At 62.1% G+C, this 26,517-nt stretch carries 19 protein-coding genes and 3 rRNA genes; 2 read left to right on the top strand and 20 right to left on the bottom strand.

Translation table 11 applies throughout. From position 1 onward, the window contains the following. Positions 1-17: 17 nt before the first annotated feature. From LDN85_RS00945 to ftsH, 15 genes are all read right to left on the bottom strand, one after another. On the bottom strand, positions 18-527 hold the full coding sequence (locus LDN85_RS00945; RefSeq protein WP_223944347.1) for a GNAT family N-acetyltransferase: 510 nt from the start codon (positions 525-527) through the stop codon (positions 18-20). Between the two features lie 186 nt (positions 528-713). Further along, positions 714-830, bottom strand: a 5S ribosomal RNA gene (gene rrf, locus LDN85_RS00940). 167 nt (positions 831-997) lie between these two features. Continuing rightward, positions 998-4,142 (bottom strand): 23S ribosomal RNA (locus LDN85_RS00935). Between the two features lie 587 nt (positions 4,143-4,729). Beyond that, a 16S ribosomal RNA gene (locus LDN85_RS00930) occupies positions 4,730-6,249 on the bottom strand. The 16S, 23S and 5S rRNA genes sit together here, the layout of an rRNA operon. A gap of 1,829 nt (positions 6,250-8,078) precedes the next feature. Further along, positions 8,079-9,590 (bottom strand): DHA2 family efflux MFS transporter permease subunit, encoded by a 1,512-nt coding sequence (locus LDN85_RS00925; RefSeq protein WP_223944346.1) that lies wholly within the window; start codon positions 9,588-9,590, stop codon positions 8,079-8,081. A 105-nt stretch (positions 9,591-9,695) separates the two neighbouring features. Then, on the bottom strand, positions 9,696-10,598 hold the full coding sequence (gene panC, locus LDN85_RS00920) for a pantoate--beta-alanine ligase (protein ID WP_223944345.1): 903 nt from the start codon (positions 10,596-10,598) through the stop codon (positions 9,696-9,698). Between the two features lie 5 nt (positions 10,599-10,603). Beyond that, complete coding sequence (locus LDN85_RS00915) at positions 10,604-11,512, bottom strand: DUF2520 domain-containing protein (RefSeq protein ID WP_026540845.1); 909 nt, start codon at positions 11,510-11,512, stop codon at positions 10,604-10,606. Then, on the bottom strand, positions 11,505-13,064 hold the full coding sequence (locus LDN85_RS00910) for a PH domain-containing protein (RefSeq protein ID WP_223944344.1): 1,560 nt from the start codon (positions 13,062-13,064) through the stop codon (positions 11,505-11,507). The genes LDN85_RS00915 and LDN85_RS00910 overlap by 8 nt, the downstream gene beginning before the upstream one ends. Further along, positions 13,061-13,573, bottom strand: a complete 513-nt coding sequence (locus tag LDN85_RS00905) for a PH domain-containing protein (RefSeq protein WP_223944343.1) — start codon at positions 13,571-13,573, stop codon at positions 13,061-13,063. The genes LDN85_RS00910 and LDN85_RS00905 overlap by 4 nt, the downstream gene beginning before the upstream one ends. Further along, complete coding sequence (locus tag LDN85_RS00900; protein ID WP_026540848.1) at positions 13,554-14,075, bottom strand: DUF3180 domain-containing protein; 522 nt, start codon at positions 14,073-14,075, stop codon at positions 13,554-13,556. Before LDN85_RS00900 ends, LDN85_RS00905 begins: the two co-directional genes overlap by 20 nt. Next, positions 14,072-14,617, bottom strand: a complete 546-nt coding sequence (gene folK, locus LDN85_RS00895; RefSeq protein WP_223944342.1) for a 2-amino-4-hydroxy-6-hydroxymethyldihydropteridine diphosphokinase — start codon at positions 14,615-14,617, stop codon at positions 14,072-14,074. Before folK ends, LDN85_RS00900 begins: the two co-directional genes overlap by 4 nt. Beyond that, a complete protein-coding gene (gene folB / locus LDN85_RS00890) occupies positions 14,614-14,973 on the bottom strand; it encodes a dihydroneopterin aldolase (RefSeq protein WP_026540850.1) in 360 nt (119 codons plus the stop codon). Before folB ends, folK begins: the two co-directional genes overlap by 4 nt. An 11-nt stretch (positions 14,974-14,984) precedes the next feature. Continuing rightward, entirely contained in the window at positions 14,985-15,890 is a 906-nt protein-coding gene (folP, locus tag LDN85_RS00885) for a dihydropteroate synthase (protein ID WP_026547155.1), read from the bottom strand. Positions 15,891-15,895: 5 nt separating this feature from the next. Further along, positions 15,896-16,531, bottom strand: a complete 636-nt coding sequence (gene folE / locus LDN85_RS00880) for a GTP cyclohydrolase I FolE (RefSeq protein ID WP_223944341.1) — start codon at positions 16,529-16,531, stop codon at positions 15,896-15,898. A 10-nt stretch (positions 16,532-16,541) separates the two neighbouring features. Further along, positions 16,542-18,611: an ATP-dependent zinc metalloprotease FtsH gene (gene ftsH, locus LDN85_RS00875; protein WP_026540853.1), complete on the bottom strand. Its 2,070-nt coding sequence runs from the start codon at positions 18,609-18,611 to the stop codon at positions 16,542-16,544. Between the two features lie 464 nt (positions 18,612-19,075). Between ftsH and LDN85_RS00870 the strand changes: the two genes are divergently transcribed. Then, complete coding sequence (locus LDN85_RS00870; RefSeq protein ID WP_026540854.1) at positions 19,076-20,053, top strand: type IV toxin-antitoxin system AbiEi family antitoxin domain-containing protein; 978 nt, start codon at positions 19,076-19,078, stop codon at positions 20,051-20,053. A gap of 12 nt (positions 20,054-20,065) precedes the next feature. On the opposite strand, the gene LDN85_RS00865 is transcribed toward LDN85_RS00870, so the two are convergent. From LDN85_RS00865 to dacB, 5 genes are all read right to left on the bottom strand, one after another. Beyond that, a complete protein-coding gene (locus LDN85_RS00865) occupies positions 20,066-20,893 on the bottom strand; it encodes a hypothetical protein (RefSeq protein ID WP_026540855.1) in 828 nt (275 codons plus the stop codon). Between the two features lie 329 nt (positions 20,894-21,222). Next, positions 21,223-21,774 carry a hypoxanthine phosphoribosyltransferase gene (gene hpt / locus LDN85_RS00860; RefSeq protein ID WP_026540856.1) on the bottom strand — a complete coding sequence of 184 codons (552 nt, stop codon included), beginning with the start codon at positions 21,772-21,774 and terminating at the stop codon, positions 21,223-21,225. A gap of 31 nt (positions 21,775-21,805) precedes the next feature. Continuing rightward, the gene (gene tilS, locus LDN85_RS00855) at positions 21,806-22,876 is read right to left on the bottom strand and encodes a tRNA lysidine(34) synthetase TilS (RefSeq protein ID WP_026540857.1); all 1,071 of its coding nucleotides are present in this window, start codon (positions 22,874-22,876) and stop codon (positions 21,806-21,808) included. A 149-nt stretch (positions 22,877-23,025) separates the two neighbouring features. Continuing rightward, positions 23,026-24,147: a zinc-dependent metalloprotease gene (locus LDN85_RS00850; protein ID WP_026540858.1), complete on the bottom strand. Its 1,122-nt coding sequence runs from the start codon at positions 24,145-24,147 to the stop codon at positions 23,026-23,028. Between the two features lie 60 nt (positions 24,148-24,207). Next, entirely contained in the window at positions 24,208-25,650 is a 1,443-nt protein-coding gene (gene dacB, locus LDN85_RS00845; protein WP_026540859.1) for a D-alanyl-D-alanine carboxypeptidase/D-alanyl-D-alanine-endopeptidase, read from the bottom strand. Positions 25,651-25,862: 212 nt separating this feature from the next. Here dacB and LDN85_RS00840 point away from each other — a divergent pair, with 212 nt between their 5' ends. Next, positions 25,863-26,351: an inorganic diphosphatase gene (locus LDN85_RS00840; RefSeq protein WP_026540860.1), complete on the top strand. Its 489-nt coding sequence runs from the start codon at positions 25,863-25,865 to the stop codon at positions 26,349-26,351. Positions 26,352-26,517 lie beyond the last annotated feature (166 nt).

The following is a 26,517-nucleotide window of genomic DNA, read 5'->3' as shown; positions in this document are numbered from 1 at the left end:
CTGGCACGGTCACCCGGCTATAGCCCGTTGTCCGTCAAGCTCAGCTGGTAATGGATGCAGGGACGTCCCGAGTCTTCGAAGACTCCGTGACCTGCAGCCTTCCAACCGGCCGCTTCGTACAGCTTCCGCGCAGGCAGGTTGTCACTCACAACCCTGAGCGAGGCCGAGGTAAAACCCTCTGTTATGAGCCCCCGAGTGATGTTGGCCGGCAAGGCGCGCCCCACTCCACGGGCCTGGATGGACGGGTTCACGGCAAGCAGCGAGAGGTGGGCCGTGCGGGAGGAACCTCCCTGAGTGTCTTCCAAGACCAGTGCAAACCCGCAGATCGCTGACCGGCTTTCCACGATCGAAAGGACGCTCCCCGGGGAGGTTAGTTTCGTCAACGCCTTGCGTTTCACGTCGGGATCCGGGCGTGTGCCATCACGAAAGGCAATTGCCTGCATCCATAGGTCTGCATACCCTGGGTGGTCTTCCGCATTCCCCGAACGGAAAGTCCATGACGGCAGTGACTGCGTGTTTCGGTCCATCTCTTCCATCCCGACGTCGGCAGTGAAGAACAAGCCGTACTCAGCTTAAGACTGCCCTTCGGGGCGGATGCTGTTCGGACCAATGGGACAAGCCTGGTTCCTGGCGACTTGCCTGGTTTGGTTTGCCGTGTGGTGGTTAAAGGGGAAGAGCCCCGACCTGTGGTCGGGGCTCTTGCCTTAATGGTTGTCCGGCGGTGTCCTACTCTCCCACACCCTCCCGGGTGCAGTACCATCGGCGCTGTGGGTCTTAGCTTCCGGGTTCGGAATGGGACCGGGCGTTTCCCCCACGCTATGACCGCCGTAACCTTTTTACCCGTCCCGCCGTGACCTGGTGTGACCGGGTTTCGGGGGTGGGAAGTTTGTGGTTACAACTGTGGTGCTTGGTTGTTATTCAGTTATTTGGTTGGTTCCGGCAACCCGTGGTGGGTTGTTGTTCGGGAACCACATAGTGGACGCGTGCAGTGTGTTGTGTGGTGTAAGTTGTTGGCCTATTAGTACCGGTCAGCTTCACGAGTCTTTAGTCCTCGCTTCCACATCCGGCCTATCAACCCAGTGGTCTGGCTGGGGGCCTCTCACACATAATGTGTATGGAAATCTCATCTTGAAGCGAGCTTCCCGCTTAGATGCTTTCAGCGGTTATCCCATCCGAACGTAGCTAATCAGCGATGCACTTGGCAGTACAACTGACACACCAGAGGTTCGTCCGTCCCGGTCCTCTCGTACTAAGGACAGCCCTTCTCAAATTTCCTGCGCGCGCAGCGGATAGGGACCGAACTGTCTCACGACGTTCTAAACCCAGCTCGCGTACCGCTTTAATGGGCGAACAGCCCAACCCTTGGGACCTACTCCAGCCCCAGGATGCGACGAGCCGACATCGAGGTGCCAAACCATGCCGTCGATATGGACTCTTGGGCAAGATCAGCCTGTTATCCCCGAGGTACCTTTTATCCGTTGAGCGACGGCCATTCCACAATGTACCGCCGGATCACTAGTCCCGACTTTCGTCCCTGCTTGAGATGTCTCTCTCACAGTCAAGCTCCCTTGTGCACTTACACTCGACACCTGATTGCCAACCAGGCTGAGGGAACCTTTGGGCGCCTCCGTTACTTTTTAGGAGGCAACCGCCCCAGTTAAACTACCCATCAGGCACTGTCCCTGACCCGGATCACGGGCCGAAGTTAGATGTCCAAAGTGACCAGAGTGGTATTTCAACGATGACTCCACCCGAACTGGCGTCCGGGTTTCAACGTCTCCCACCTATCCTACACAAGCCACTCCGAACACCAATACCAAACTATAGTAAAGGTCTCGGGGTCTTTCCGTCCTGCTGCGCGTAACGAGCATCTTTACTCGTACTGCAATTTCGCCGAGTTTATGGTTGAGACAGCGGGGAAGTCGTTACTCCATTCGTGCAGGTCGGAACTTACCCGACAAGGAATTTCGCTACCTTAGGATGGTTATAGTTACCACCGCCGTTTACTGGGGCTTAAATTCTCAGCTTCGCCACCGAAGTGGCTAACCGGTCCTCTTAACCTTCCAGCACCGGGCAGGAGTCAGTCCGTATACATCGTCTTGCGACTTCGCACGGACCTGTGTTTTTAGTAAACAGTCGCTTCCCCCTGGTCTCTGCGGCCCACACCCGCTCACGGAGAGCAAGTCTCCATCACGGGGCAGGCCCCCCTTCTCCCGAAGTTACGGGGGCATTTTGCCGAGTTCCTTAACCATAATTCTCTCGATCGCCTTGGTATTCTCTACCTGATCACCTGTGTCGGTTTGGGGTACGGGCGGCTAAAACCTCGCGTCGATGCTTTTCTTGGCAGCATAGGATCACCGGATCCCCCCTTACGGGAGTCCCATCAGATCTCAGGCACGTGCTCGAAGCACACAGGAACGGATTTGCCTATCCCTGACCCTACATCCTTAGACCGGGGCAACCATCGCCCGGCCCGGCTACCTTCCTGCGTCACACCTGTTAATACGCTTACCTCCCAGGATCAGGTCCCGCGCTCGGCCAAAACCCACAACACCACAAGGGTGAGCGGGCAGGCTCCGGGCGGTTAGTATCCCCCGCTTGGCATGGGCGGTTTTTCGCCGGTACGGGAATATCAACCCGTTGTCCATCGACTACGCCTGTCGGCCTCGCCTTAGGTCCCGACTTACCCAGGGCAGATTAGCTTGACCCTGGAACCCTTGATCATTCGGCGGACGGGTTTCTCACCCGTCTTTCGCTACTCATGCCTGCATTCTCACTCGTGTAGGCTCCACCGCTGGTTTACACCGCGACTTCACTGCCCACACGACGCTCCCCTACCACTCCACACCCCTGAACCACGAAGGCTAGGGCAATGTGTGAAATCCACAACTTCGGCGGTGTACTTGAGCCCCGCTACATTGTCGGCGCGGAATCACTTGACCAGTGAGCTATTACGCACTCTTTCAAGGATGGCTGCTTCTAAGCCAACCTCCTGGTTGTCTTCGCAACTCCACATCCTTTCCCACTTAGCACACGCTTAGGGGCCTTAGTTGGTGGTCTGGGCTGTTTCCCTCTCGACTATGAAGCTTATCCCCCACAGTCTCACTGCTGCGCTCTCACTTACCGGCATTCGGAGTTTGGCTGACGTCAGTAACCTTGTAGGGCCCATCGGCCATCCAGTAGCTCTACCTCCGGCAAGAAACACGCAACGCTGCACCTAAATGCATTTCGGGGAGAACCAGCTATCACGGAGTTTGATTGGCCTTTCACCCCTACCCACAGCTCATCCCCTCCATTTTCAACTGAAGTGGGTTCGGTCCTCCACGACGTCTTACCGTCGCTTCAACCTGGCCATGGGTAGATCACTCCGCTTCGGGTCTAGATCACGCCACTACACTCGCCCTATTCAGACTCGCTTTCGCTACGGCTACCCCACACGGGTTAACCTCGCGACGTAACACTAACTCGCAGGCTCATTCTTCAAAAGGCACGCCGTCACCAGAATCAGACTGGCTCCGACGGATTGTAAGCACACGGTTTCAGGTACTGTTTCACTCCCCTCCCGGGGTACTTTTCACCTTTCCCTCACGGTACTGGTCCGCTATCGGTCATTAGGAAGTATTTAGGCTTATCAGGTGGTCCTGACAGATTCGCACGGGATTTCTCGGGCCCCGTGCTACTTGGGATACTCTCCAGGCTGCACACAACATTACGGTTACGGGGCTCACACCCTCTCTGGCCGGCCTTTCAAGACCGTTCACCTATGCACGCACATCACCCCACTGGTCCGGCAGAACCAGAACGGAAAGTCCCACAACCCCGCCCATGCAACGCCCGCCGGCTATCACACATGGAAACGGTTTAGCCTGATCCGCGTTCGCTCGCCACTACTAACGGAATCACTATTGTTTTCTCTTCCTGCGGGTACTGAGATGTTTCACTTCCCCGCGTTCCCCCCACGCACCCTATGTGTTCAGATGCGGGTCACACAATCACCTCACAGCGTTGTGCGGGGTTTCCCCATTCGGACATCCTGGGATCAACGCTCGGTTATCAACTCCCCCAGGCTTATCGCAGATTCCTACGTCCTTCTTCGGCTCCTAATGCCAAGGCATCCACCGTGTGCCCTTAAAAACTTGACCACACAAGATCAATAAACTTACTCGAGAGAACCATGACCACAAGGGCCAGGTTCATTCATAAGAAATTGCTGTAGAAACACACACACCAACCACCCCCACCCACCCCAAAGGGAAGGACAAAAGGATAATCAGCCACCGTGCATGTTTCAGATGCTCGCGTCCACTATGTAGTTCTCAAACAACAACCCCATCAACCAGCCCCCCACCCACCACAACCCACACACCAACGTGCACGGACCATGACAAACAGACAAGGAAAACCGGAAGCAGGAACAAAAGAAACACCAGAAGATGCCCCCCTGCATTGCTGCAAAAAGGTCCTGTTGCCTCAGGACCCAACAGTGCGCCAAACACAACCCACCAACCACGCCCCAGCAGCGTTCCACACACCCCACACCCCCCAAAAGAGGACACAAGATGCCGTACTAACACCAGGACACAACCAGCAAAGGCCATGCCAAAAAATGATTTGTTGATATTCCACCCATGAGCACCCACCGCAGAACAAACGCCTGCGCAATGGGCAACACTGGCAACCCGTCATCCACCCATGCAGGCAAACAACACGACTGCTAGCAGCTCCTTAGAAAGGAGGTGATCCAGCCGCACCTTCCGGTACGGCTACCTTGTTACGACTTAGTCCCAATCGCCGGTCCCACCTTCGACGGCTCCCCCCACAAGGGTTAGGCCACCGGCTTCGGGTGTTACCAACTTTCGTGACTTGACGGGCGGTGTGTACAAGGCCCGGGAACGTATTCACCGCAGCGTTGCTGATCTGCGATTACTAGCGACTCCGACTTCATGGGGTCGAGTTGCAGACCCCAATCCGAACTGAGACCGGCTTTTTGGGATTAGCTCCACCTCACAGTATCGCAACCCTTTGTACCGGCCATTGTAGCATGCGTGAAGCCCAAGACATAAGGGGCATGATGATTTGACGTCGTCCCCACCTTCCTCCGAGTTGACCCCGGCAGTCTCCTATGAGTCCCCGCCATAACGCGCTGGCAACATAGAACGAGGGTTGCGCTCGTTGCGGGACTTAACCCAACATCTCACGACACGAGCTGACGACAACCATGCACCACCTGTAAACCGACCGCAAGCGGGGCACCTGTTTCCAGGTATTACCGGTTCATGTCAAGCCTTGGTAAGGTTCTTCGCGTTGCATCGAATTAATCCGCATGCTCCGCCGCTTGTGCGGGCCCCCGTCAATTCCTTTGAGTTTTAGCCTTGCGGCCGTACTCCCCAGGCGGGGCACTTAATGCGTTAGCTACGGCGCGGAAAACGTGGAATGTCCCCCACACCTAGTGCCCAACGTTTACGGCATGGACTACCAGGGTATCTAATCCTGTTCGCTCCCCATGCTTTCGCTCCTCAGCGTCAGTTACAGCCCAGAGACCTGCCTTCGCCATCGGTGTTCCTCCTGATATCTGCGCATTTCACCGCTACACCAGGAATTCCAGTCTCCCCTACTGCACTCTAGTCTGCCCGTACCCACTGCAGAACCGGAGTTGAGCCCCGGTCTTTCACAGCAGACGCGACAAACCGCCTACGAGCTCTTTACGCCCAATAATTCCGGATAACGCTTGCGCCCTACGTATTACCGCGGCTGCTGGCACGTAGTTAGCCGGCGCTTCTTCTGCAGGTACCGTCACTTTCGCTTCTTCCCTACTGAAAGAGGTTTACAACCCGAAGGCCGTCATCCCTCACGCGGCGTCGCTGCATCAGGCTTGCGCCCATTGTGCAATATTCCCCACTGCTGCCTCCCGTAGGAGTCTGGGCCGTGTCTCAGTCCCAGTGTGGCCGGTCACCCTCTCAGGCCGGCTACCCGTCGTCGCCTTGGTAGGCCATTACCCCACCAACAAGCTGATAGGCCGCGAGTCCATCCAAAACCACAAAAGCTTTCCACCCCCCACCATGCGATGAGGAGTCATATCCGGTATTAGACCCAGTTTCCCAGGCTTATCCCAGAGTCAAGGGCAGGTTACTCACGTGTTACTCACCCGTTCGCCACTAATCCCCCAGCAAGCTGGGATCATCGTTCGACTTGCATGTGTTAAGCACGCCGCCAGCGTTCATCCTGAGCCAGGATCAAACTCTCCGTTGAAGTAAAACAAATCAAACAGACACAACCACACCCACCGGAAATAACGACAGGACGCGGCTGCACAAAATTCGAAACCAGCTGAAAACCAGACCACCACACACGGGGGTGCGCAGCAACCTGGCCATAATTTCAACCAATCAATAAAACAATCGGCATCAACAAACTTGGCACACTATTGAGTTCTCAAACAACAGACACTACCGGCACCACCCACACCCACCAGGGTCCAGGATCGCTCCGGAGCAACTTTTCAAACTTACCCGAACCAGCCGCACAAAGCAAACCAACCCCAGGCCTCCCACACCAACCCGGAAGCGCACCAAAGCACCACCGAAACCGGCAATCTGAAGGGAGTCTGTCACCATCATTTCCGCATCAGCGGCGGCGACTCGAATAACTTTACACGCGCCCCACCCCCACACCAAATCCACACCAACACCACCCAAAAACCCCGAAAACACAACGAAAACACCAACCACACCCCCACAAAACACCCCCAAACACCAAAAACAAACCCCCGTGAACCCCATCACACAACACAACCCCCAAGACATGAGACGCGACGCGACGTGAGAGAGGATCAACCCCCGACCCCGGGGGTTGTGAGAGAGGACCCGCCCCCAACCCCGGGGGAAGTGAAAGAGCATCGGAAGGTGCAGGGACATCCGACAGCGCGCGCCCAAAGGAAGAACGACCAAGCGCACCCCAGAATGTCCCACCCGACCAGCCGCCAACCCAACCCCTGGGAAGTGAGCGGGCATCCGGCCCAAGACCGGGGGACGTGAGAGAAGATCCGCCCCCAACCCCAGGGGAAGTGAAAGAGCATCGGAAGGTACAGGGACATCCGACAGCGCGCATCCAAAGGAAGAACGACCAAGCGCACCCCAGAATGTCCCACCCGACCAGCCGCCAACCCAACCCCTGGGAAGTGAGCGGGCATCCGGCCCAAGACCGGGGGACGTGAGAGAGGATCCGCCCCCAACCCCAGGGGAAGTGAAAGAGCGTCGGAAGGTACAGGGACATCTGGCAGCCCGCGCCCAAGGGAAGAACGACCAAGCGCACCAAGGAAGACCCCCATCCAAACAACAGCCACCCCGCAACCCGGGAGACATGAGAGAGGATCCACCCCAAACCCGGGGAAGTGCGAGAGCGTTGGGAAGGGGCGGAGGCATCCCGCAGCGCGCATCCCAAAGGAGAAACGACCAGGCGCACCTAGGAAGAGCCCCGCCCAGCCGCCAGCCAAACCCGGGGGACATGAGAGAGGATCCGCCCCAAACCCGGGGGACGTGAGAGAGGATCCACCCCCAAACCCAGGGGACATGAAGGAGCGTTGGGGAGGGGCGGGGCCGTCCGGCAGCGCGCGCCCAAGGGAAGAACGACCAAGCGCACCAAGGAAGACCCCATCCATCCAACAGCCGCCAACCAAACCCGGGGATGTGAGAGAGGATCCACCCCAAGACCGGGGGACATGAGAGAGGATCCGCCGCCAATCCAGGGGGAAGTGAGAGAGCGTCGGGAGGGGCGGGGGCATCCGGCAGCGCGCGTCCAAGGGAGGAACGACCGAGCGCGCCGAGGATGACGCCGCCCCTCCAGCAGTGCGCCCCCCCCGCCCCTCCAACAGTGCGCCCCCGTCCCCTCCAACAGTGCGCCCCCCTTCCCCTCGAGCAGTGCGCCCCCGCCGTCCAGCAGTGCGACCCAACCAGCAGCGGGCCCCCGCCCCTCCGGCAGCCAATCGAAACCGGGAGGCCATGCCGCGCAGCACCCTTAAACCCAACAGCGCTCCCCCACCGAAGTGGAGGAGCGCTGCAGGAAGACGCGAGAAGCGCGGGTCAGTGGCCCCCGTGTCCTCCGGCACCTTCGGTCTTGCGCATCATGGCGCCGAGCACCACTGCCGCTACAGCGATCACTGTTGCGGCCAGGAAAGCTGCCTGCATCCCGGCCACCAAACCGGACGATGCCGAAACCACTGCGTAGATGGACACAAGCAGTGCCGTGCCGGCTGCACCGGAAACCTGCTGGGCGGTGCTGATGATTGCCGAACCGTGGGAGTAAAGGTGCGGCGGCAACGGGTTGAGGCCAGTGGTGAACGCCGGCGTGAACAGCAGTGCCAGTCCAAGGCTCAGGGTGACGTGCAAGGCGATGACCCAGCCAAGCGAACTTCCCTCATCCAGGCGGGAGAACTGCCACAGTGTCAGGACCATAAGCACGGAGCCGGAGACGGTGAGCGGCAGGGGACCTACTTTGTCGAAAATCCGTCCGATGACAGGGCCCAGCAAGCCCATGGCCAGACCACCGGGCAGCAATGCCAGCCCGGTCTCCAGCGGCTGAAGGTGCAAGGTGTTCTGCAGGTACAGCGGCAACAGGATCACGCCGCCGAACAGGGCCATCATGGCAACGACCATCAGCAGCGTGGATACCGTGAACATCCGGAACTTGAAAGCGCGAAGATCCAGCAGCGGGGCGTCGGACTTCTGGAGATTGAGCTGCCGGAAGACAAACAACGCAAGGCAGAGAACCCCAACTACCAGTGCGATGACGGGAACTACGCCGGCCTCGGCGCCGCCAATCTGGCTGAGGCCGTACACCAGCCCACCGAAGGCGGGAACGGTGAGGATCACTGAAGGAACGTCCAGCGTGGTCTTCTCGCGTTCACCCACGTTGGTGAGGTACTTGGCACCAATTGCGAATGCAGCCAGGGCAACCGGCAGCACGAACACGAACATGAAGCGCCACGAGAAGTTGTCCAGGATGATGCCGGAAACGGTGGGGCCCATGGCCGGAGCAACCGAAATGGCAATGCTGACGTTGCCCATGACGGCACCGCGTTTGGACATGGGTACCAGCGTCAGGATGGTGGTCATGAGCAGCGGCAGCATGATGGCAGTACCGCCGGCCTGGACAATGCGCGCCAGCAACAACACGAGGAAGCCCGGTGCCAGAGCGGCAAGCAGCGTTCCGCCGCTGAAGAATCCCATGGCCAGCATGAACGCCCCGCGGGTGCTCATCCGCTGAAGGATGAACCCGGTGGTGGGAATGACAACTGCCATGGTCAGCATGAACCCGGTGGCCAGCCACTGCACGGTGGATGCACTGACTTGGAGGTCCGTCATGAGCCGCTGGAGGGCGACGTTCATGATGGTCTCGTTAAGGATCACCACGAAGGTTGCCACCAGGAGGGTGACAATAACCGTCACGGATTCACGTGACATTTTCCCGGACACAGGGGCTTGAAACGCCGGAACCTGCGGAGCCTGGGAAGCCGCCGGCTCTGCTGAGGCGACGGAACCGGATGCACCGGATTCAGGCTTTCCGTTGGCGTCGGACGTGACGTCGGTAGACATGAGGATTCCCCAAGGGTTGGATTTGGTGTCCGGCGATCGATGCCGGTGAAGACTAGAACAGTCTAAGCGCCCAAGCAATTCCCGTCAGCAGGAAAATTCCAAACGTCAGGAGAACAATGGGGCGTTATCAATCAGGCGTACCGGCCCCACCTTTGCCGCAATGATCGCCAGGCCTTCCCCGCGGAACGGAGTCTCCTTGCAGTTCTCGGCGAGCGGCTCCAGCGTGACGGGATCGACGACGTCGAAATAGTCCAGTTCCACCAGCGGCTGGGATTCAACAAGCGCGACGGCGGAGTCAAGGTCAAGCGGTTCGTGCGCGTTTGCGCGGGACTCAATAAGGCGCAAAGCCCGGGAAAGGACGAGGGCAGCCTCGCGTTCCTCCTCGGAAAGGAACCTGTTGCGGCTCGAGAGCGCCAGTCCGTCTTCACTGCGGACAATGGGCACAGGAACTATCTCGACCGGAAAGTTCAGGTCCGCGACCATCCGCTTCACCAATGCCAGCTGCTGCGCGTCCTTCTGTCCGAAGTAAGCCCGGTAGGCCGCCGTCGTGCCGTCCGCTGCAGCACCTCCGGGAAGCCCGTAGTGCAATAGTTTGGCCACCACCGTGAGGGCTCCGTCGAAGTGGCCGGGGCGCGATGCACCCTCCCACTTTTCGCCCAGTGGTCCGGAGGTTACGCGAACCAGCGGCCGGCCGCCGGGGTAAACCTCGTCAACGGACGGGGCGAAGACGAGGTCGACGCCTTCGGCATCCAGCAGGGCCATGTCGGCATCGAGCGTGCGCGGGTAGCGGTCCAGGTCCACGGCATCGCCGAATTGCAGCGGGTTTACGAAGATGGTGGCCACCACGACGTCGTTCTCTGCCACGGCCGTCCGCGCAAGCGATGCGTGGCCAGAGTGCAGGGCGCCCATGGTGGGCACAAGGCCCTGCGAGTTTCCGCCCTTGGCAGCAAGGAGGCGGGCACTTTCGGCGCGCAGTTCGGCTGCAGTGGTCACGAGTTTGATGGCCATGATCTTCAGTTTCCTTCCGGCGACTTGGGCTCTCCGCCCAGCGCCTCGTCAATCTCGTTCAGTTGTTCGGGCCGCAGGATCCCACGGCTTCCTGCCCGGCGCGCGGTGGCGCGTGCCATGGCCTGGTAGGCCGCGAGGACATCGCCGCCGGCACCGCCGTCGTACTCTTTCAGCGCCTGGGCGTGCGCGGAAACGGTACCAACATCCCCGCGCGCTACAGGACCGGTGAGTGCGGATTCGCCGGAGGCAAGGGCGTTCTCCAGCGTCGCGCGAAGCAACGGACCGAGCATCGATTCAGGGGATTCGACGCCGATCTCCCGCAGCATCTGGGATGCCTGGGCCACCAGCGTGACCATGTGGTTCGAGCTATGCGCGAGGGCTGCGTGGTAGAGGGTGCGGTCGGCTTCGGCAATGACCACCGGCTCGGCACCCATCTCCACCACGAGGGCTTGGGCGATCGGCAACATGGCCGCATCGGCGGTGACTCCAAAAGTGCAATCCATGAGCCGGGTCAAATCCAGGCTCATGCCCGTGAAGGTCATGGCGGGATGCAGCGCCAAGGGAATCGCGCCCGCAGCCCTGACGGGGTTCAGGATTCCCACGCCGAACCGGCCGGATGTATGGGCCACGAGTTGACCGGGCTGCCAAGCACCAAGCTTCGCCAGCCCCGCCACCAACTCTCCGAGGGCATCATCCGGAACAGCCAACAACACCAGTTCCGAGCGTTCCACAATGTCCTGGATCTCCAGGACCGGAACACCCGGCAGCAGGTTTTCGGCCCGCTCACGGCTCGCCTCGGACACCGCTGAAACCCCGACGACGGCGTGCTCGGCCGCGCGCAAAGCGGCGCCCAACACGGCACCCACCTTGCCGGCGCCGATGATTCCGACTCCGAGTCGTCCTGGCCTAGCCATCGTGGCGGTCCTCCTGTTGCGGTGAAGTTTGGGATTGTTCCGGCTGTTCTGCTGCGGCTGCAACCTCCGGAGCCTGGGACGCCACCTGCGCCAGCCATTGCTCGCTGGTCTGCCGCTTCCGGGCTTCGCGGGCTCGGGCGGCCTGCTGATCGAACAGCTCCACAGCCTGCCCAACGCCAGCCTGGTACACCCGGGGTGAAACAGGTCCGGCGGTAGTGTGCAGGACCAGGTCGGCTACCCCGAAGCGGCGGGCCAACGGTCCCTGGTGAAGTGCCATGGACTGGGTCCGCTGATGTGGCACAAGGACCAGCATGCGCCACCACCGACCGGACCGGATCAACAGCGCTGTGCGTGTGGCAAGGAACCCATTGCGACGCCGGCCAAGAGGGGCCAGCCAGCGTGCACGGCGGGGAGTCGTGACAAAACCATCCGTCGGGGCAACATCCGGGCCGGCCGGAGCCAACCCATCCAGCCCGGCCGTGAAGACGCGCTCCGGGTCTTCAACTCCCGGATCCGGCAGCACCAAGGACATCATCCGCAAGACATCCGGCTTCATGCCGACGGGCAACAGCATGGTGCGGGCGGCACCCTCGGTGCTGCCCGAGACCCCATAGCCCGCCACGTTGACATGCATTCGATACCAGCCGAAGATCCTCCACAGGGGCGGCTGCGTCACCATGACCGCCTGAATACGGCCGGGAGGCACAGTCTGCGCCTGCGTATCAAGGAGGCCATACCGCAGGCGGATGCCGTCCGGGGAAATTGCGGCCGTGAAGTTGTAGCCCTTGTTGAAGGAGTTCCAATACGCCGCACCAATGCCCAGGATCGCAGGGATGAGCGCCAGGAACAGTGTCTGGTTTTCCGTGAAAACGGAGATGGCAACCACTGCGGCAGCACCAACGAGGATCCCCACGGTTTGCTCGCTCAACACCAGCGAACCGATGAGCCGCGCAGGAGGGACGGACAGCACCACGTGCTCGGGCGCTTCAGGAATTTCCTCCTCCTGACCGGGCTCGCTGACAACACCGGCGGCCCGCGCCAGGATGGTGGCGCGGAGCTGCTTGGCCTGCGCCAGCGGGAGGTACGCCAACCGCACCGCCGACTCGCCGGCGTCGGCCACTTCAAACTTGAGTTCAGCCAGGCCGAAAATCCTCGCTAAGAGGGGCTGAACGATGTCAATTGCCTGGACTCTGTCCAAACGGGCCTGCCGTTGCTGCTTGAAAAGGAAGCCGGTGTTGACGCGGACGTACCCTTCAGCAACCTGGTAGCGCGTGAAATACCAGCTCAGGATGAAGCTGCCCACCGTCAACAGGAGCACCACGGCACCGCCGGCCAGAAGCCACGGCACCCGGCTGTTCAGGTTCGGATCCAGGACATCCCGGCCCTGCAGCATTCGTTCAAAAGCCTCACGGCCAAAGAAGAACCCGACGGCGGCAAGCGCCACCCAGCCACGGACAAAAGGCGACGCCGGGTGGACGCGGTTCCAATCGCCGTCGACCCTTGCTGCCGTCTTATCCGGCGGGCCAACCGCCGCAGTGTCTTCCGGGCTCACAGCCCGGCCAGCCTGGCTTCTCCACGGGCCGAAAGTTGCTCGCGCAGCCGCGCACCTTCCTCGGCGGGAAGTCCGGGGAGGTGTGCGTTGGTACCCGTGGAAGCCGTGTGGAGTTTGAGGGTGCAGAGTCCCAGGCTGCGCTCAACCGGTCCCACTGCAACGTCCACGTACTGCATCCGGCCGTAAGGGACCACCATGGTGCGCTGGAAGAAGATGCCGCGGCGAATGAGGAGGTCGTCGTCGCGTTCCGCGTAGCCTATTGCGCGCACTTGGCGGGGAATCAACACCAGCCGCCACAGCGCCAGGACCAGCATCACTGCGGGCACAGCGATCGCCAGCCACAACGGCGGCCACCGCCACCATCCCAACAGCACAAAAACAAGCGGCAAACTGAAGACCGCCAGCATCAGCACGTTGCCAATTGCCCATTCCACCAAGCGCACCGTGACGTACTTTGGGGAAACCCGCAGCCACTGGACGCCGGGGGGATCAATCGCCACGGTATGCATATTCGCCTTCACCCTTGGTTTCGCCGCGACGGGTCCCCGGTCCTGCAGAACCACCTTCAAGGTCCTCCGGCGGAATCCGGCAAAAACGCTCCACCACGAGTCCGACCACCACCATCACCACGCCACCTCCGCCCATCAACAGGGCGTTCCAAAGAATTCCTTCGCCGCCCCGCAAGCTGCCAATACGGAGGAGGTCCATCGAAATTCCGGCATGCCAGCCAAAGAGGAGCGTTCCCGCATAAGCGCAGGCTTGTGCAAGGACCAGCGTCCTGGCCGCCAGGATCGGGTTGAGCATGTTCTTCTTTTTGCCGTTGCGCCAGCGCAGCACACGGATCCCCATGATGAGCGTGAGACCGGCAATAACAGCCATGGTCACCAGCGCCGAGACCGGCAGGACCGGAGTGGGCATGCTGTACCGGTTGGTGGTGGCGGTCGCCAACCAGCCAACGACCACAGCGACGACGGCAATGAGCACCAGAACTACCGGGCGCATGGCTTTCATGGCTGCTCCACCGCTCCCGTCGCAGGTACTCCGGCGACGTCGCCATAGCCGTCGAAACGCCGGATATCGGGCATGTCAGCGGCGACGGCGGCCAGCTCAGCAACGCCCTGCCCGTTCAATTGCGCGTGCGGTTCCAGCAGCGACCACGGGTAGAGCACGAATGCGCGCTCAGCCGCCCGCGGATGGGGCAGGGTCAGAACAGGGTCCCCGCTGACGACGTCGCCGTAAACAACGATGTCCACATCCAATGTTCGTGGGCCCCAGCGAACCTCACGCGTACGGTGGTGCTGCTGTTCAACCCGGTGGCAATGCTCCAGGAGCTGCATCGGGGTCAACGTTGTTTCCACCGCCATGACCATGTTCAGGAAGTCCGGCTGTCCTTCGGGGCCGCCCACTGCTTTGGTCTGCACCACGGGCGAAACACCCAGGAGACGCACTTCCGGCGGATCCACCAGGGCCGCCACTGCTGTGGACAAGGTGTCGTTGCGCTCCCCCAGGTTACTGCCGAGAGCCAGGATGGCCTTGGTGTAACCGGATGTCATGACCGCTCCCGATGCACGCTGACCGTAACATCGCCGAACGGCACCTCGATGGGGGCCTTGGGCTTGTGGACAGTGACGTCGACGGCGGCCACGCTGTAGTCCGCGAGGATGGCTTCGGCGATCCTGACAGCCAGGCCCTCGATCAGGTTCAAGGGCTCGCCCTCGATATGCCGGGTGATCAGCCCGGCAACCTCGCCGTAATGCGCCGTGTATTGGAGGTCATCGGTCTCGGCCGCCTTGGTGAAGTCCGTGTGCAATACGGCATCCACAACGAAAGGCTGGCCGTCACGGCGCTCGAAATCGAACACTCCGTGATAACCGACGGCGGTGACGCCGGTCAGCGTGATCCTGTCCACAGCGTTTCCTATCAGCGGGCGATACGGGCGGCGACCTTGACGGCGTCAAGGCTGGGGCCGACGTCGTGAACGCGGACAGCCCAAGCGCCCTTGGTGGCGCTCAAAGCGGTGATGGCGGCAGTTGCGGCATCGCGCTCCAACGGGGCAGCAGACTTGCCGGCCACCGTGAGCAACGAGCCCAGGAAGCGCTTACGGGATGCGGCCACCATCACCTTGTGGCCCAAAGTGAAAAGCTGATCCAGGTTCTTCAGGATCTCCCAGTTCTGGTTCTCGTTCTTGGAGAAACCCAGGCCGGGATCGATGATGACCTGCTCAGGGGCAACACCTGCCGCATAGAGCTTGTCGCGGACCCCGCTCAGCTCAGCCACCACATCTTCCGTCACATTGTTGTAGTCCGTGAGGTTGTCCATGGTCAGGGCGTCGCCACGGCGGTGCGTAAGGATGTACGGAACCTTGGTCCGGGCAACGAGCTCGGGCATTCCAGGCTCGATGGTCAGGCCTGACACGTCATTGATGATGGCAGCACCGGCCTCGATCGCAGCGGCCGCAGTGGACGTGTGCATCGTATCGATGCTGACCAGGGCACCGGCCTTCACCAAGGCCTGGATCACCGGAATGACCCGGCGCTGTTCTTCCTCAGGGGAAACGGGCTCGGCACCCGAGCGCGTGGATTCGCCCCCGACGTCGATGATGTCCGCGCCGGCGTAGAACATGCGCAAGCCGAGCGCGATGGCGGTATCCGGCGTCCGGTGCGTGCCGCCGTCGCTGAAGGAATCCGGGGTGACGTTCAGGATTCCCATGACGAGCGTACGGTCCGTCGGCAGGTCCTCGAACCTGGCCGCCGGACGCGGTTTGCGGAGAACCGGCAGCGGGCTTGTGGCCGGGCCGGTTCCGGGTGCTGCAGCGAGGGAGTCCATAGTGCTTACCTTCCGAGTATGAGGCTCATGGCCTCGGCGCGGGTGGCCGGGTCATGGAGTTGACCGCGCACCGCACTGGTGACGGTCTTTGCGCCGGGCTTGCGGATGCCGCGCATGGACATACACATGTGTTCGCATTCGACGACGACGATCGCGCCGCGCGGGTTGAGGTGCTTCACCAGCGCCTCGACGATCTGCGTGGTCAGGCGCTCCTGCACCTGGGGCCGGCGCGCATAGATATCCACCAACCGTGCCAGCTTGCTCAGGCCCGTCACCTTTCCGTCGTGTGACGGAATATAACCAACATGCGCCACGCCATGGAACGGCACAAGGTGGTGCTCACACGTCGAGTAGAAGGGGATGTCCTTCACAAGGACAAGCTCCTCATGGTCGAGGTCGAACGTGGTGGAAAGGACATCCGCGGGGTGCTGGTGCAGACCCGCGAAGACCTCGGCGTACGCCTTGGCCACGCGCTTTGGCGTGTCCAGGAGGCCTCCACGCTCAGGGTCTTCACCGATGGCCAGGAGGATCTCCCGGACAGCGGCTTCAATGCGCGGACGGTCTACTTTATGGCTGTGCTGGGAGCCCACGGCGGAACCGTGGGCGGCGGCGAGGTCGTCGTCGTCGTCGAAATGAGTCACGGCAGATAGCTTAGCCGTGATGCGTGGAGTCGTTGCCGCCGTCAGGTCGCGGTGCCTGGAAGGATTCCTGGCTGCTGACCCCCTGGGCATGCGGAGCGACGACGTCCAGCGGCTCGTCCAGACGTGCCTTCTTGGCCTCTTCCTGGGCTTCGCGTTCAGCCTTTTCCGCACGGCTTTCAACCGGCGGGATGGACTGGACGGGGCGGGATTCCTTGGACAACCAGATCTCACGGAAATCGCGCTTCCGGATGTCGTGGAAGATCTCAGCAATTTCGGCCTGGTTCAAGGTTTCCCGCTCAAGCAGTTCCAAGGCCAGGCGGTCCAGGACGTCCCGGTTTTCCGTGAGGATGGCGTAAGCCTCGTCGTGTGCCTGATCGATCAGGCGCCGTACTTCCTCGTCCACAACGTAGGCGATCTGGTCCGAGAAGTTGCGCTCCTGAGCGGCGTCGCGTCCGAGGAACGGCTCTCCGCCACCCTGGCCCAGTTTCACCGCACCAACACGCTCGCTCATGCCGTACTGGGTGACCATCTTCCGGGCCGTGGAGGTGGCCTTTTCGATGTCGTTGGATGCTCCTGTGGAGGGATCGTGGAACACGATTTCCTCAGCAACACGACCGCCCATGGCGTAGGCCATCTGGTCCAGCAATTCGTTGCGCGTCACCGAGTACTTGTCGTCCTCGGGAATCACCATGGTGTAGCCCAGGGCGCGGCCGCGGGGAAGGATGGTGATCTTGGTGACCGGGGCGGAGTTGCGCAGGGCAGCAGCAACCAGTGCGTGGCCACCCTCGTGGTAAGCGGTGATCTTGCGCTCGAGTTCCTTCATGACGCGGCTGCGCTTCTGCGGGCCGGCCATGACGCGGTCGATTGCCTCGTCCAGCGCGCGGTCGTCAATCAGGTTGGCGTTGGAACGCGCGGTCAGCAGTGCGGCCTCGTTCAGCACGTTGGCCAGGTCAGCACCTGTGTAACCCGGGGTCTTCTTGGCCACAGCCCGGAGGTCGATGCCCTGGGCCATGGGCTTGCCCTTGGCGTGGACGTTCAGGATCTGCTCGCGGCCAATCATGTCCGGGGCTTCCACGGTGATCTGGCGGTCGAAACGGCCCGGGCGCAGCAGCGCAGGATCCAGGACGTCCGGGCGGTTGGTGGCAGCGATGAGGATGACGTTGGTCTTGACGTCGAAACCGTCCATCTCCACGAGGAGCTGGTTCAACGTCTGCTCGCGTTCATCGTTGCCGCCGCCGATACCGGCACCACGGTGACGTCCAACGGCGTCGATCTCATCCACGAAAATGATCGCTGGAGAACTGGCCTTGGCCTGCTCAAACAAGTCGCGGACACGGGAAGCACCCACGCCGACGAACATTTCAACGAAGTCCGAGCCGGAGATGGAGAAGAAGGGAACGCCGGCCTCGCCTGCGACAGCGCGGGCCAGCAGGGTCTTACCGGTACCTGGAGGGCCGTAGAGCAGCACACCCTTGGGGATCTTGGCGCCCACGGCCTGGAACTTGGCCGGTTCCTGGAGGAACTCCTTGATTTCCTGGAGCTCTTCCACGGCTTCGTCGGCACCGGCGACGTCAGAGAACGTCACCTGCGGCATGTCCTTGTTGACCAGTTTGGCCTTGGACTTGCCGAACTGCATCACCTTGGAGCCGCCGCCCTGCATACGGGAGAGCAGGAACCAGAAGAGGACACCGAGCAACAGCACCGGAATGAGCAGCGAGAACAGGCCGGAGAACCAGTTGTTCTCGATCGGCTGGTCCGTGAAGCCCTTGTCCGGGTTGGCGTTGGTGACTGCCTTCACTACATCCGGACCGCGATCGGTGACGTAGAAGAACTGGACGTTCTTGCCCTTGTCCTGGCCATCCAGGTTCAGGTTGTCCTTAAGCACCAGGTCAACGCGGTTCTCGGCGTCGAAAATCTTGGCCTGCTCAACCTTCCCGCTTTGGGAAAGGAGCTCAAGGCCTTCCTTGGTGTCAATACGGGTTGAACCGCCCGGAGCCAGTGTTGCGAATGCCACCAGGAGCAAGCCAACAACGACAACAATCCAGATGCCCGGGCCCTTGAAGAAACTCTTAGCTTTCATCTGATCGGGGCTTTGCCCCGTCCCTCCTGGTAGTGCTGCAAGGCGCAACTTCTGCGCGCGAGTGGTGCTGCTTCAGTTTCAAGCTATACACCGTTCCCAGTAATTCACGCACCGGAAAGTCCAAAAGTTCCCTCTGGGCGTACACAGGATACTCGCGTCGGTGGCGTTGGAACAGGGCTTTTGCGCTTGGTGGGCGGGGGGTTCCCACTGGCCTTCGCTTCCGGCGCACCCGTTGGCGCCGTGCGCACCCGTAACCACGGGCGCGAACGGCGGAAAAGGGTGCGGGCGTGCTGAGGAACGGGCGCGAACGGCGGAAACGGGTGCGGCCCGTGGGGCGCGTCGCCCCGCTAAGTGCTGTTAGCAGGGCACCACCTTGGCTACTTCCGTGTGGACTCGATGCTGTTTTTCCACATAGCTCGGACGGGTGCTTTCGACTTCGCGCTAGAACGGGAAGCGTGGAACCCATGACCATTCCAGAACTCATCCTCGCTGCAGATGCGACACGCATCGGGCATGACGCGCGGCACCTCGCGAAGCAGGCCAAGCGTGGCGAGCTGGTGCGGGTCCGACGGGGCGCTTATACACGCTCTGCTTATTGGGCGGAGTTGAACGAGCGTCAGCGGCACGGACTCCAAGCAGCCGCGCTGGTCAATGCAGCCAGGACTCCGCCCCTGTTCAACTTGCAGACGGCCGCACTCCTATGGGGGCTCGGCGTAGTGGGCGTACCTCAGGGCTTATGCACTGTCACTGAAGACCCAAGAGGCGGCAGGTCCAAGCACGGGATCCGGAGAAGCTTCGGGTCCCTTGACGCCGGGGTGGCCCAACTTGGTGACTTTCGAGTCACAGACAAGGTCCGCACCACAATAGAGCTTGCCGCCGCCCTCAATTTTGCTGAGGCCTTGGCCGTAGTGGACTCCAGCCGACGCAACCAAGGGTGGGGCGATGATTTAGAGGCCGACAATTGGAACAAGGATAAAGCGTGGGGTCCTCCGGCAAGCGTCGACGAACTTGCTGAAGCTGTCTCCGCTCTCACCAGGGTTTCCAGAAAGCGACGGGCCGAGTCGATTCTCGATCTTTCCTCAGACAAATCCGAATCAGTGGGGGAATCCATAAGCCGAGCACAAATGATCTTGCTCAACTTTCCCGTACCCAGCCTTCAAGGTTCTTTTACCCTGGGAAACGGACGCACTGCCCGAACTGACTTCTGGTGGCCCGAGCTGGACCTTGTCGGGGAATTCGATGGACACGGAAAGTACCTAAGAAAAAGGTTGCGGGGAAACCAGACCATCCAGCAGGCGGTCATGGCAGAGAAGGCCCGCGAGAATGGTCTGCGGGCGCTGGGCCTCACTGTCGTGCGCTGGGACTGGGCCGAGATGATGAACCCACGCGTGTTCGCACGTATTTTGAACGACGGCGGGCTTCGTTCCTTGCGTGCAGCGTAAGGCACCGGGTGGTCAGGCTGCGACCGGAAGCACCAGCAAATAACCTGTGGGCAGGTCCGAACTCCAGCGCCGGGGCTCACGGACCACGAACTGTGTGGCCAACTGCTCCGGAGTCAGCAGACTGTTGGGCTCCGGAGAGGGACCCCACTGTCCGCTGCCGTGAGGATAGAGCGGATCCAGGACCCGAATCCCCGTTACCTGAAACTCCGGGAACTGCGCAGGATCACCCATGGACTCAAAGCCGCTCATCACCCAAGCATGCCGACCACTCCACATGACCAACCCCACCGGCCGGCCAGTTTCAGCTATGGCGCGCGCCGCCGTCTGCAGCGTGTCCTCGTAGGTTGGGACGCTGACCACCGAGTAAGGGCCCAATCCAACCTCAGTCAACACCTGCGCCCAGCCCCGGGGGTTGGCGCCGTTGAATGAATTCGAGGACCTCGCACGGGCCATCTCCCACAGCTCACTTTGCTGCGCGGAGGAGGCCCAAGAGGCTCCGCCGGTGTCGTCGATGAGATTGTGCGCCATTTGGATGCTCGCAGCAACACACCAGTCGAACGTATATTGCGGGACGAAGTCACCCTCTTGGTAGAGGTTCAGGGCAAAAGCTTGAGGTACCACTGCCGGCGCGGGCGGAGGTGCGGGCTGCGGCGGCACAGGAGCCTGCGTGGCGCTCGGTGACGGGGCCGTTTCAAGGTGGCCCGTTGCCGGCGCAGCAGAAGCGGACGCGATTGGTTGACCGGAACCGGGCTCAGCGAGATCGACCCCAGGAGTGCAGGCTGTGAGGAGAGTCGCCATGACGGCGAGCCACGCCAGAAGGCGGGCAGGAGCACCGGTCATGGTCCAGTTTAGCGCGAGAGGGTGCGCAGCGGCAGGTTCACAAACCAAACAACCGCACCCACACCCGCCGAGCGCACCCCTTAAACGCAAACACCGCACCCACACCCGCCGAGCGCACCAGAGGTTACGGGCGCGAACGGCGGAAAAGGGCGCGACGGCGAGAGGGTGCGCGGCGGCAGGTTCAGAAACTCAATATCTGCACCCGCTACCGCCAAGCGCACCCCTTAAGCCAAGCGCCCCCTTAAGCACGGACGCCGCCCCCACTCCGGCCAGAGGTTACAAGTGCAAATGGCGGAAAAGGCGCGGCGGCGTGAAGCGAAGAAGAGCGCTTACTCGTAAACGTGCGGGGCCAAAGTGCCCACGAAGTCCAGGTTGCGGTACTTCTCGGCGTAGTCGAGGCCGTAGCCCACCACAAACTCGTTGGGGATGTCGTAGCCGACGTACTTGACGTCGATCTCCACCTTGGCGGCAGTCGGCTTGCGGAAAGCCGTGCAGATCTCGACGCTGGCCGTGCCACGCGACTCAAGGTTGGACTTGAGCCAGGAAAGGGTCAGGCCGGAGTCGATGATGTCTTCAACAATCAGGACATCCTTGCCCATGAGGTCGGTGTCGAGGTCCTTGAGGATACGGACGACGCCGGAGGACTGGGTACCGGAGCCGTAGGACGAGACAGCCATCCAGTCCATGCTGACGTGGCTGTGCAGTGCGCGCGCCAGGTCAGCCATGACCATCACCGCACCCTTGAGGACGCCGACAACCAGTATGTCGCGGCCTTCGTAGTCCTTATCGATCTGCGCTGCGAGTTCTGCAATGCGCGTCTGGATCTGTTCCTTGGTGTAAAGAACGTGCTTGAGATCTGCCTGGACGTCGTTTGAATCCACCAATGGCTCCTGTTTTGATGCTCGGGTGCGGCTACTGTTGGGACGGTTTCTGATGCCGGAATACTAGCTTCCCACAGCGCGCGGCTTCGCGGGGACCGGCGTCGGCCGAATCACGCGGGCCACCGGCTGCCGGAGCGCCGGCGGACACCGAACGCTCCTGCTCCAAATCGCTGAGGGACAAACGGTAAACACTGACATGGCCGGGAAGTTCCACGGGTCCGGCTGACCCTTGGCGCCGAAGCAGTGCTTCCGCTGCCTGGAGGCGTCCATAGCCCGGTTGTTGACCCCCGACGTCGGCGGCGGCCTTGGCGATGACACGGAACCTGAGGGCGGCCGGCAGCTCGCGTACGGCGTCCTCGGGAAGCCAGGCATCATCGCCTTCGTGCCGGACAAGTGAGAGATAGGTCTCCTTGGCCAGGCCTTCGAGGAAATCAGCGTCCTGCTGCAGGATTGCGGCAGTCCTCGCCAATGATTCAGCCACGCCCGGGCCCAGTTTCTCTTCCAGGACCGGCATGACCTCAACACGGGTCCTGGAGCGCGCGAACGCGGGATCGGCGTTACTGGGGTCGTGCCAGGGGGAAAGTTCCTCCACCTCGCAGATTTCCAGGGTCTCCTCGCGACGAAGCCCAAGGAACGGCCGGAGGAGGCGGCCACGGGCGGGCCTCATCCCTGCCAGGGACCGGGTCCCGGAACCGCGGGCCAGCCCCAGCAACACCTGCTCGGCTTGGTCGTCCAGGGTATGGCCCAGAAGGATCGCATCACAGGCCAGATCCTCGGCGGCAGAATCCAGCGCAGCGTGACGGGCGTCCCTGGCTGCGGCCTCGGGACCATAGCCGGTGGCGGCGACTTCCACAGTGCGCACCTCCACCGGAGACAAGCCCAGCTCCCGCAGCACCCCGGCAGCCCGGGAGGCGACTTCTGCAGAACCTGGCTGCAGCTGATGATCCACCACCACTCCGGCAACAGCCACCGGGTGTCCATCGACGTGGCCGCGCCGGCCGAAATAGGCGGCGATGGCCGCCAAAGCCAACGAATCCGGGCCGCCGCTGCATGCTACGAGCACCCGTTGGGGGTAGCCGGCGGAAGCCAAGGCGTTCTGCAACTGCTTCCGCGCCTTGCCGACGACGGGCGCGAGACGTCCAGGCCGCCGTCGCCCCTTACCCGCGACTCCGGAACTGGACCCGGCAGACCCGGCTACGGAACCCGCAGCAGGCCCGTCACTGGAACTCCCGACAGAACCAGGCGAAACGCTCAAAGCCCCATCCGCTCAAGCCACAGCTTGGAGTTGTGGATCTCTTCTTCGGTGGGAAGGTATTCGGCGGACGTCCACACCCGGTTGAAGCCTTCCATGCCTGCCACGGCAACCACTTCACGGACGAACTTGGCGCCATCGGTGTACTGGCGCATCTTGGCATCCAGGCCGAGGAGGTTGCGGATGAACTTCTCCACGACACCGCGGTCCTTGCCGCGCTCGTTGAAGCGCTGGCGGATGGTCCTCACGGACGGGACGATGCTCGAGTCCACGGCATCCATGACCACGTTCGCATGGCCTTCGAGGAGGCTCATGACAGCCGTGATGTGGGACAGGGACGCTTTTTCCTCGGGATCCTGCAGGATGTCGAGGATGGCGCCCCGTCCGGGTGCTTTCTCGGAGGGATTGCGGTCCCGCAGGGACTTGGCAACCGCGCCCGCGCGCTCCACCAGCGAGTCCATGTTGCCCAGGAGGTTGCCGCTGAGCTTTTCGATTTCGTCCAGCATGTGGTGGCGGAGCCACGGCGCGGCGGCGAACTGCACACGGTGTGTTTGCTCGTGCAGGCAGACCCAGAGCCGGAAGTCGTCGGGGTGGACGTTGAGTTCACGTTCCACGGAAATGATGTTCGGGGCAACGAGCAGGAGCCTGCCGCCCGGGGGAACGTTGGAGTCGGGGGCCAAGGCAGCGAATGGGTCGTACTGGCCCAGGACCTTGCTGGAGAGGAAAGCCAGCACGGCCCCGAGCTGGGTGCCGGTGATGGCACCGCTGGCTGCTGCGGCGGCCGGGGTCATGGCGGCACCGTTGCGGCTCTCCAGCATTTTCTTCAGCGCGGGCTGGAGCATCACTGAGAAACTCTGCGTATTGGCTTTGGACCAGGAGGCACGGTCAACCACCAGGACGTGCGAGTCCCGCAGGTCCCGGGCCGCTTCCAGGCCAGTGATGTCGTGGACGTGCGGAACCGAGATATCCGCGTTGAAGCGCAGGTTCTCCACCGCCTTGCCGATCTCCCCGGCGCTAAGCTCCGGACCGGGAGGGGCAAGCCGGGCAGCCGTAGAGGAGGCCAGGTCCCAATTGATCAGGGACGGGGCCCCTGCTGACGAATCGCGGGCAGATGACACCATAGGGACCATCACACCACATGAGACTGACAGTGGGCCCTTAAGTTCGCTCCACGCGGAGCATCAGCCCCGGCAACCGCACGAGGCCAGCACCGACGCCGAACGGTCCATGGCAACCTTGTTGGCAGCGGCACCGGGTTCAAGGTCGTTGCCGATGAAGGAGAACACCAGCAGGCGCCCGTCGGCATCCACCACGTAGCCGCTCAACGCGATCACCGTATTAAGTGTCCCCGTCTTGGCCCGCACCAGCCCGGCTCCGACGGCAGTTCCGGCGTCCACATACCTGTCATCAAGGGTGCCGGTCAGGCCAGCCACCGGGAAGCCGTCCAACGCCGCCCGCAGGGATAGATCGGGGCCGCTGGTGATGGCACGGACTACTTCGGCAAATTGCCGGGCACTGACCTGGTTCTCCAGGGCAAGGCCGGAAACATCGGCCAACTGCATCGAATCCGTGGCGATTCCCAGCTCCCCCAGCCTTTGCCGCACGGCGGCAGTGGCGCCGTCGTACGTCCCCTTCTGACCGGAAGCCAAAGCTGTCATCCGCCCCAACGCCTCGGCGAGGAAGTTGTCCGAGGACTCGAGCATGAGGTCAACCTGCTCGCTGACGGTGGCGGACCGGGCAGCAGCGAGCTCCCTTGCGGGGAGGCCTTTACCGCGTTCGACGCCGGGACTCACCGCCACGCCTGCGGCCGCCAACTGCTCGGCAAACGCCTGGGCGGCCGTGGCGGCGGAATCCTGGGGGCGCGGACCAGTCAGAACGTCCGGGGCGTAGCGGCCGGAGTTCAAAGCCAGCGAAAACAAGGGTGCTGTCTCCCCGGCGGCAACGTCATCCAGGCTCCAGGCAGGGTTGAGGGGTGCGCCGGCGAACAGTGAATCGTCCACTCTCACCGAGACCGGCCCCTTGATGCCTGCCTCAGTCAACGCAGCGGCAGTATCCACAGCCAGCGAACCAAGACCGGCGTGCCCAAGGACCGAGGACGGATCCGATGCGGCTGCACCCAGCAGGACGTCCCCTCCCCCGGTCAGCACCACCGTGGAGGGATCTTCGGAAGCGAGCACCCGTGTAGTGAAACGCGACTCCGGGCCAAGTGCCTTCAGCGCAGCAACAGCGGTCAGCAACTTCATGTTGGACGCAGGGATCCTGTTGGCGTTGGCATCGCGGTCAAAAAGGACCTGGCCCGTGGAGGCGTCCAGGACCACGCCGCTGATGGTGCCCCCGCCGGCGGGTTTCAGCGTGGCATCAAGTTGCCGGGCAACTTCGGCCGGCACTGGAACGGGGGCGCCGGTATTCAGGGGAAGCACGCCGCTCGTGTCGCTCAGGTGGTCCGGCACTTGCTGCCAGGAAGGAACGGAAGGGGACGGCTTGGGCGCGGTGAACAGTCCCGGCGCCAGGCCTGCCACCACCAGCGCGGCGGCGCACAACAGGACTCCGGCCAACAGCACCGGCCATTTCAAGCGCCCCCACGCCGCGGATACCCAGCGGGCACCCCCGTTCTTATCGCCCATCATGGAAGTTGCTTGGTCCTGTCAGTCCTGAAATGTCCCCGCCGGTTCAAGAAACCCGGGCCTCTCGCTATATCCTCAATAGTAGTCGGCGGCACCGGCTGCCCTTTTGCCTGCCGCCAGCCCCGGGCTGAGCAGCCTGCCTGAGGCACCGTCACCCGTGACGGCCGCTTCGGCGGAGCGACGCCCCACCCACACCCGTCAAGGAGCATTCCATGAAGCACGACGTGACCATCGAGATCCCCAAGGGATCGCGCGTCAAGTACGAAGTTGACCACGAAACCGGCCGTGTCCGCCTGGACCGCGTCCTGTTCACCTCCATGCAGTACCCCACGCACTACGGTTTCTTCGAGAACACCCTGGGCGAAGACGGCGACCCGCTGGACGCACTGGTGCTCCTGCAGGACTTCGACCTCCACCCGGGCGTCATTGTTGAATCCCGCCCCATCGGCGTCTTCAACATGACCGACGACGGCGGCGGAGACGCCAAGGTCCTCTGCGTCCCCGTTGACGCACGTTTCGACCACATCCAGGAAGTCAGCGACGTCAGCGAATACCTGATCAAGGAAATCGAGCACTTCTTCACGCGCTACAAGGACCTGGAGCCCGGCAAGTGGGTCAAGGCTGAGGGCTGGGGCGACCGCGCCGCTGCCGAGGCCGAGCTGGAAGCTTCCATCAAGCGCTACGTTCCGGCAGCACACTAGTCATCACCGATTGACGCCCGACGGCGGCCGGCGCGGTTCCCTGCGAACTGCACCGGCCGCCGTCGTACTTTTAAGGCAACGCGGGGTCGCGTTGTGGATGGGCATGTCTCCCCATCGCGGCGACGGCCGCCTCCGCCTAGGCTGGGACGAGACTTTTCGACGGCTT

Source organism: Arthrobacter sp. StoSoilB20 (genome assembly GCF_019977295.1).
GTDB classification, from domain to species: domain Bacteria; phylum Actinomycetota; class Actinomycetes; order Actinomycetales; family Micrococcaceae; genus Arthrobacter; species Arthrobacter nicotinovorans_A.
This window is presented reverse-complemented; position numbering and strand designations above follow the sequence as displayed.

Coding starts and splice junctions, on each gene's coding strand:
- LDN85_RS00840 (WP_026540860.1), top strand. CDS start 25,863: ATGAAGCACGACGTGACCATCGAGATCCCCAAGGGATCGCGCGTCAAG.
- LDN85_RS00900 (WP_026540848.1), bottom strand. CDS start 14,075: ATGAAAGCCATGCGCCCGGTAGTTCTGGTGCTCATTGCCGTCGTCGCT.
- LDN85_RS00945 (WP_223944347.1), bottom strand. CDS start 527: ATGGACCGAAACACGCAGTCACTGCCGTCATGGACTTTCCGTTCGGGG.
- LDN85_RS00915 (WP_026540845.1), bottom strand. CDS start 11,512: ATGGCTAGGCCAGGACGACTCGGAGTCGGAATCATCGGCGCCGGCAAG.
- dacB (WP_026540859.1), bottom strand. CDS start 25,650: ATGGGCGATAAGAACGGGGGTGCCCGCTGGGTATCCGCGGCGTGGGGG.
- LDN85_RS00870 (WP_026540854.1), top strand. CDS start 19,076: ATGACCATTCCAGAACTCATCCTCGCTGCAGATGCGACACGCATCGGG.
- LDN85_RS00905 (WP_223944343.1), bottom strand. CDS start 13,573: ATGCATACCGTGGCGATTGATCCCCCCGGCGTCCAGTGGCTGCGGGTT.
- LDN85_RS00925 (WP_223944346.1), bottom strand. CDS start 9,590: ATGTCTACCGACGTCACGTCCGACGCCAACGGAAAGCCTGAATCCGGT.
- folK (WP_223944342.1), bottom strand. CDS start 14,617: ATGACATCCGGTTACACCAAGGCCATCCTGGCTCTCGGCAGTAACCTG.
- LDN85_RS00850 (WP_026540858.1), bottom strand. CDS start 24,147: ATGGTGTCATCTGCCCGCGATTCGTCAGCAGGGGCCCCGTCCCTGATC.
- panC (WP_223944345.1), bottom strand. CDS start 10,598: ATGGCCATCAAACTCGTGACCACTGCAGCCGAACTGCGCGCCGAAAGT.
- folP (WP_026547155.1), bottom strand. CDS start 15,890: ATGGACTCCCTCGCTGCAGCACCCGGAACCGGCCCGGCCACAAGCCCG.
- LDN85_RS00865 (WP_026540855.1), bottom strand. CDS start 20,893: ATGACCGGTGCTCCTGCCCGCCTTCTGGCGTGGCTCGCCGTCATGGCG.
- ftsH (WP_026540853.1), bottom strand. CDS start 18,611: ATGAAAGCTAAGAGTTTCTTCAAGGGCCCGGGCATCTGGATTGTTGTC.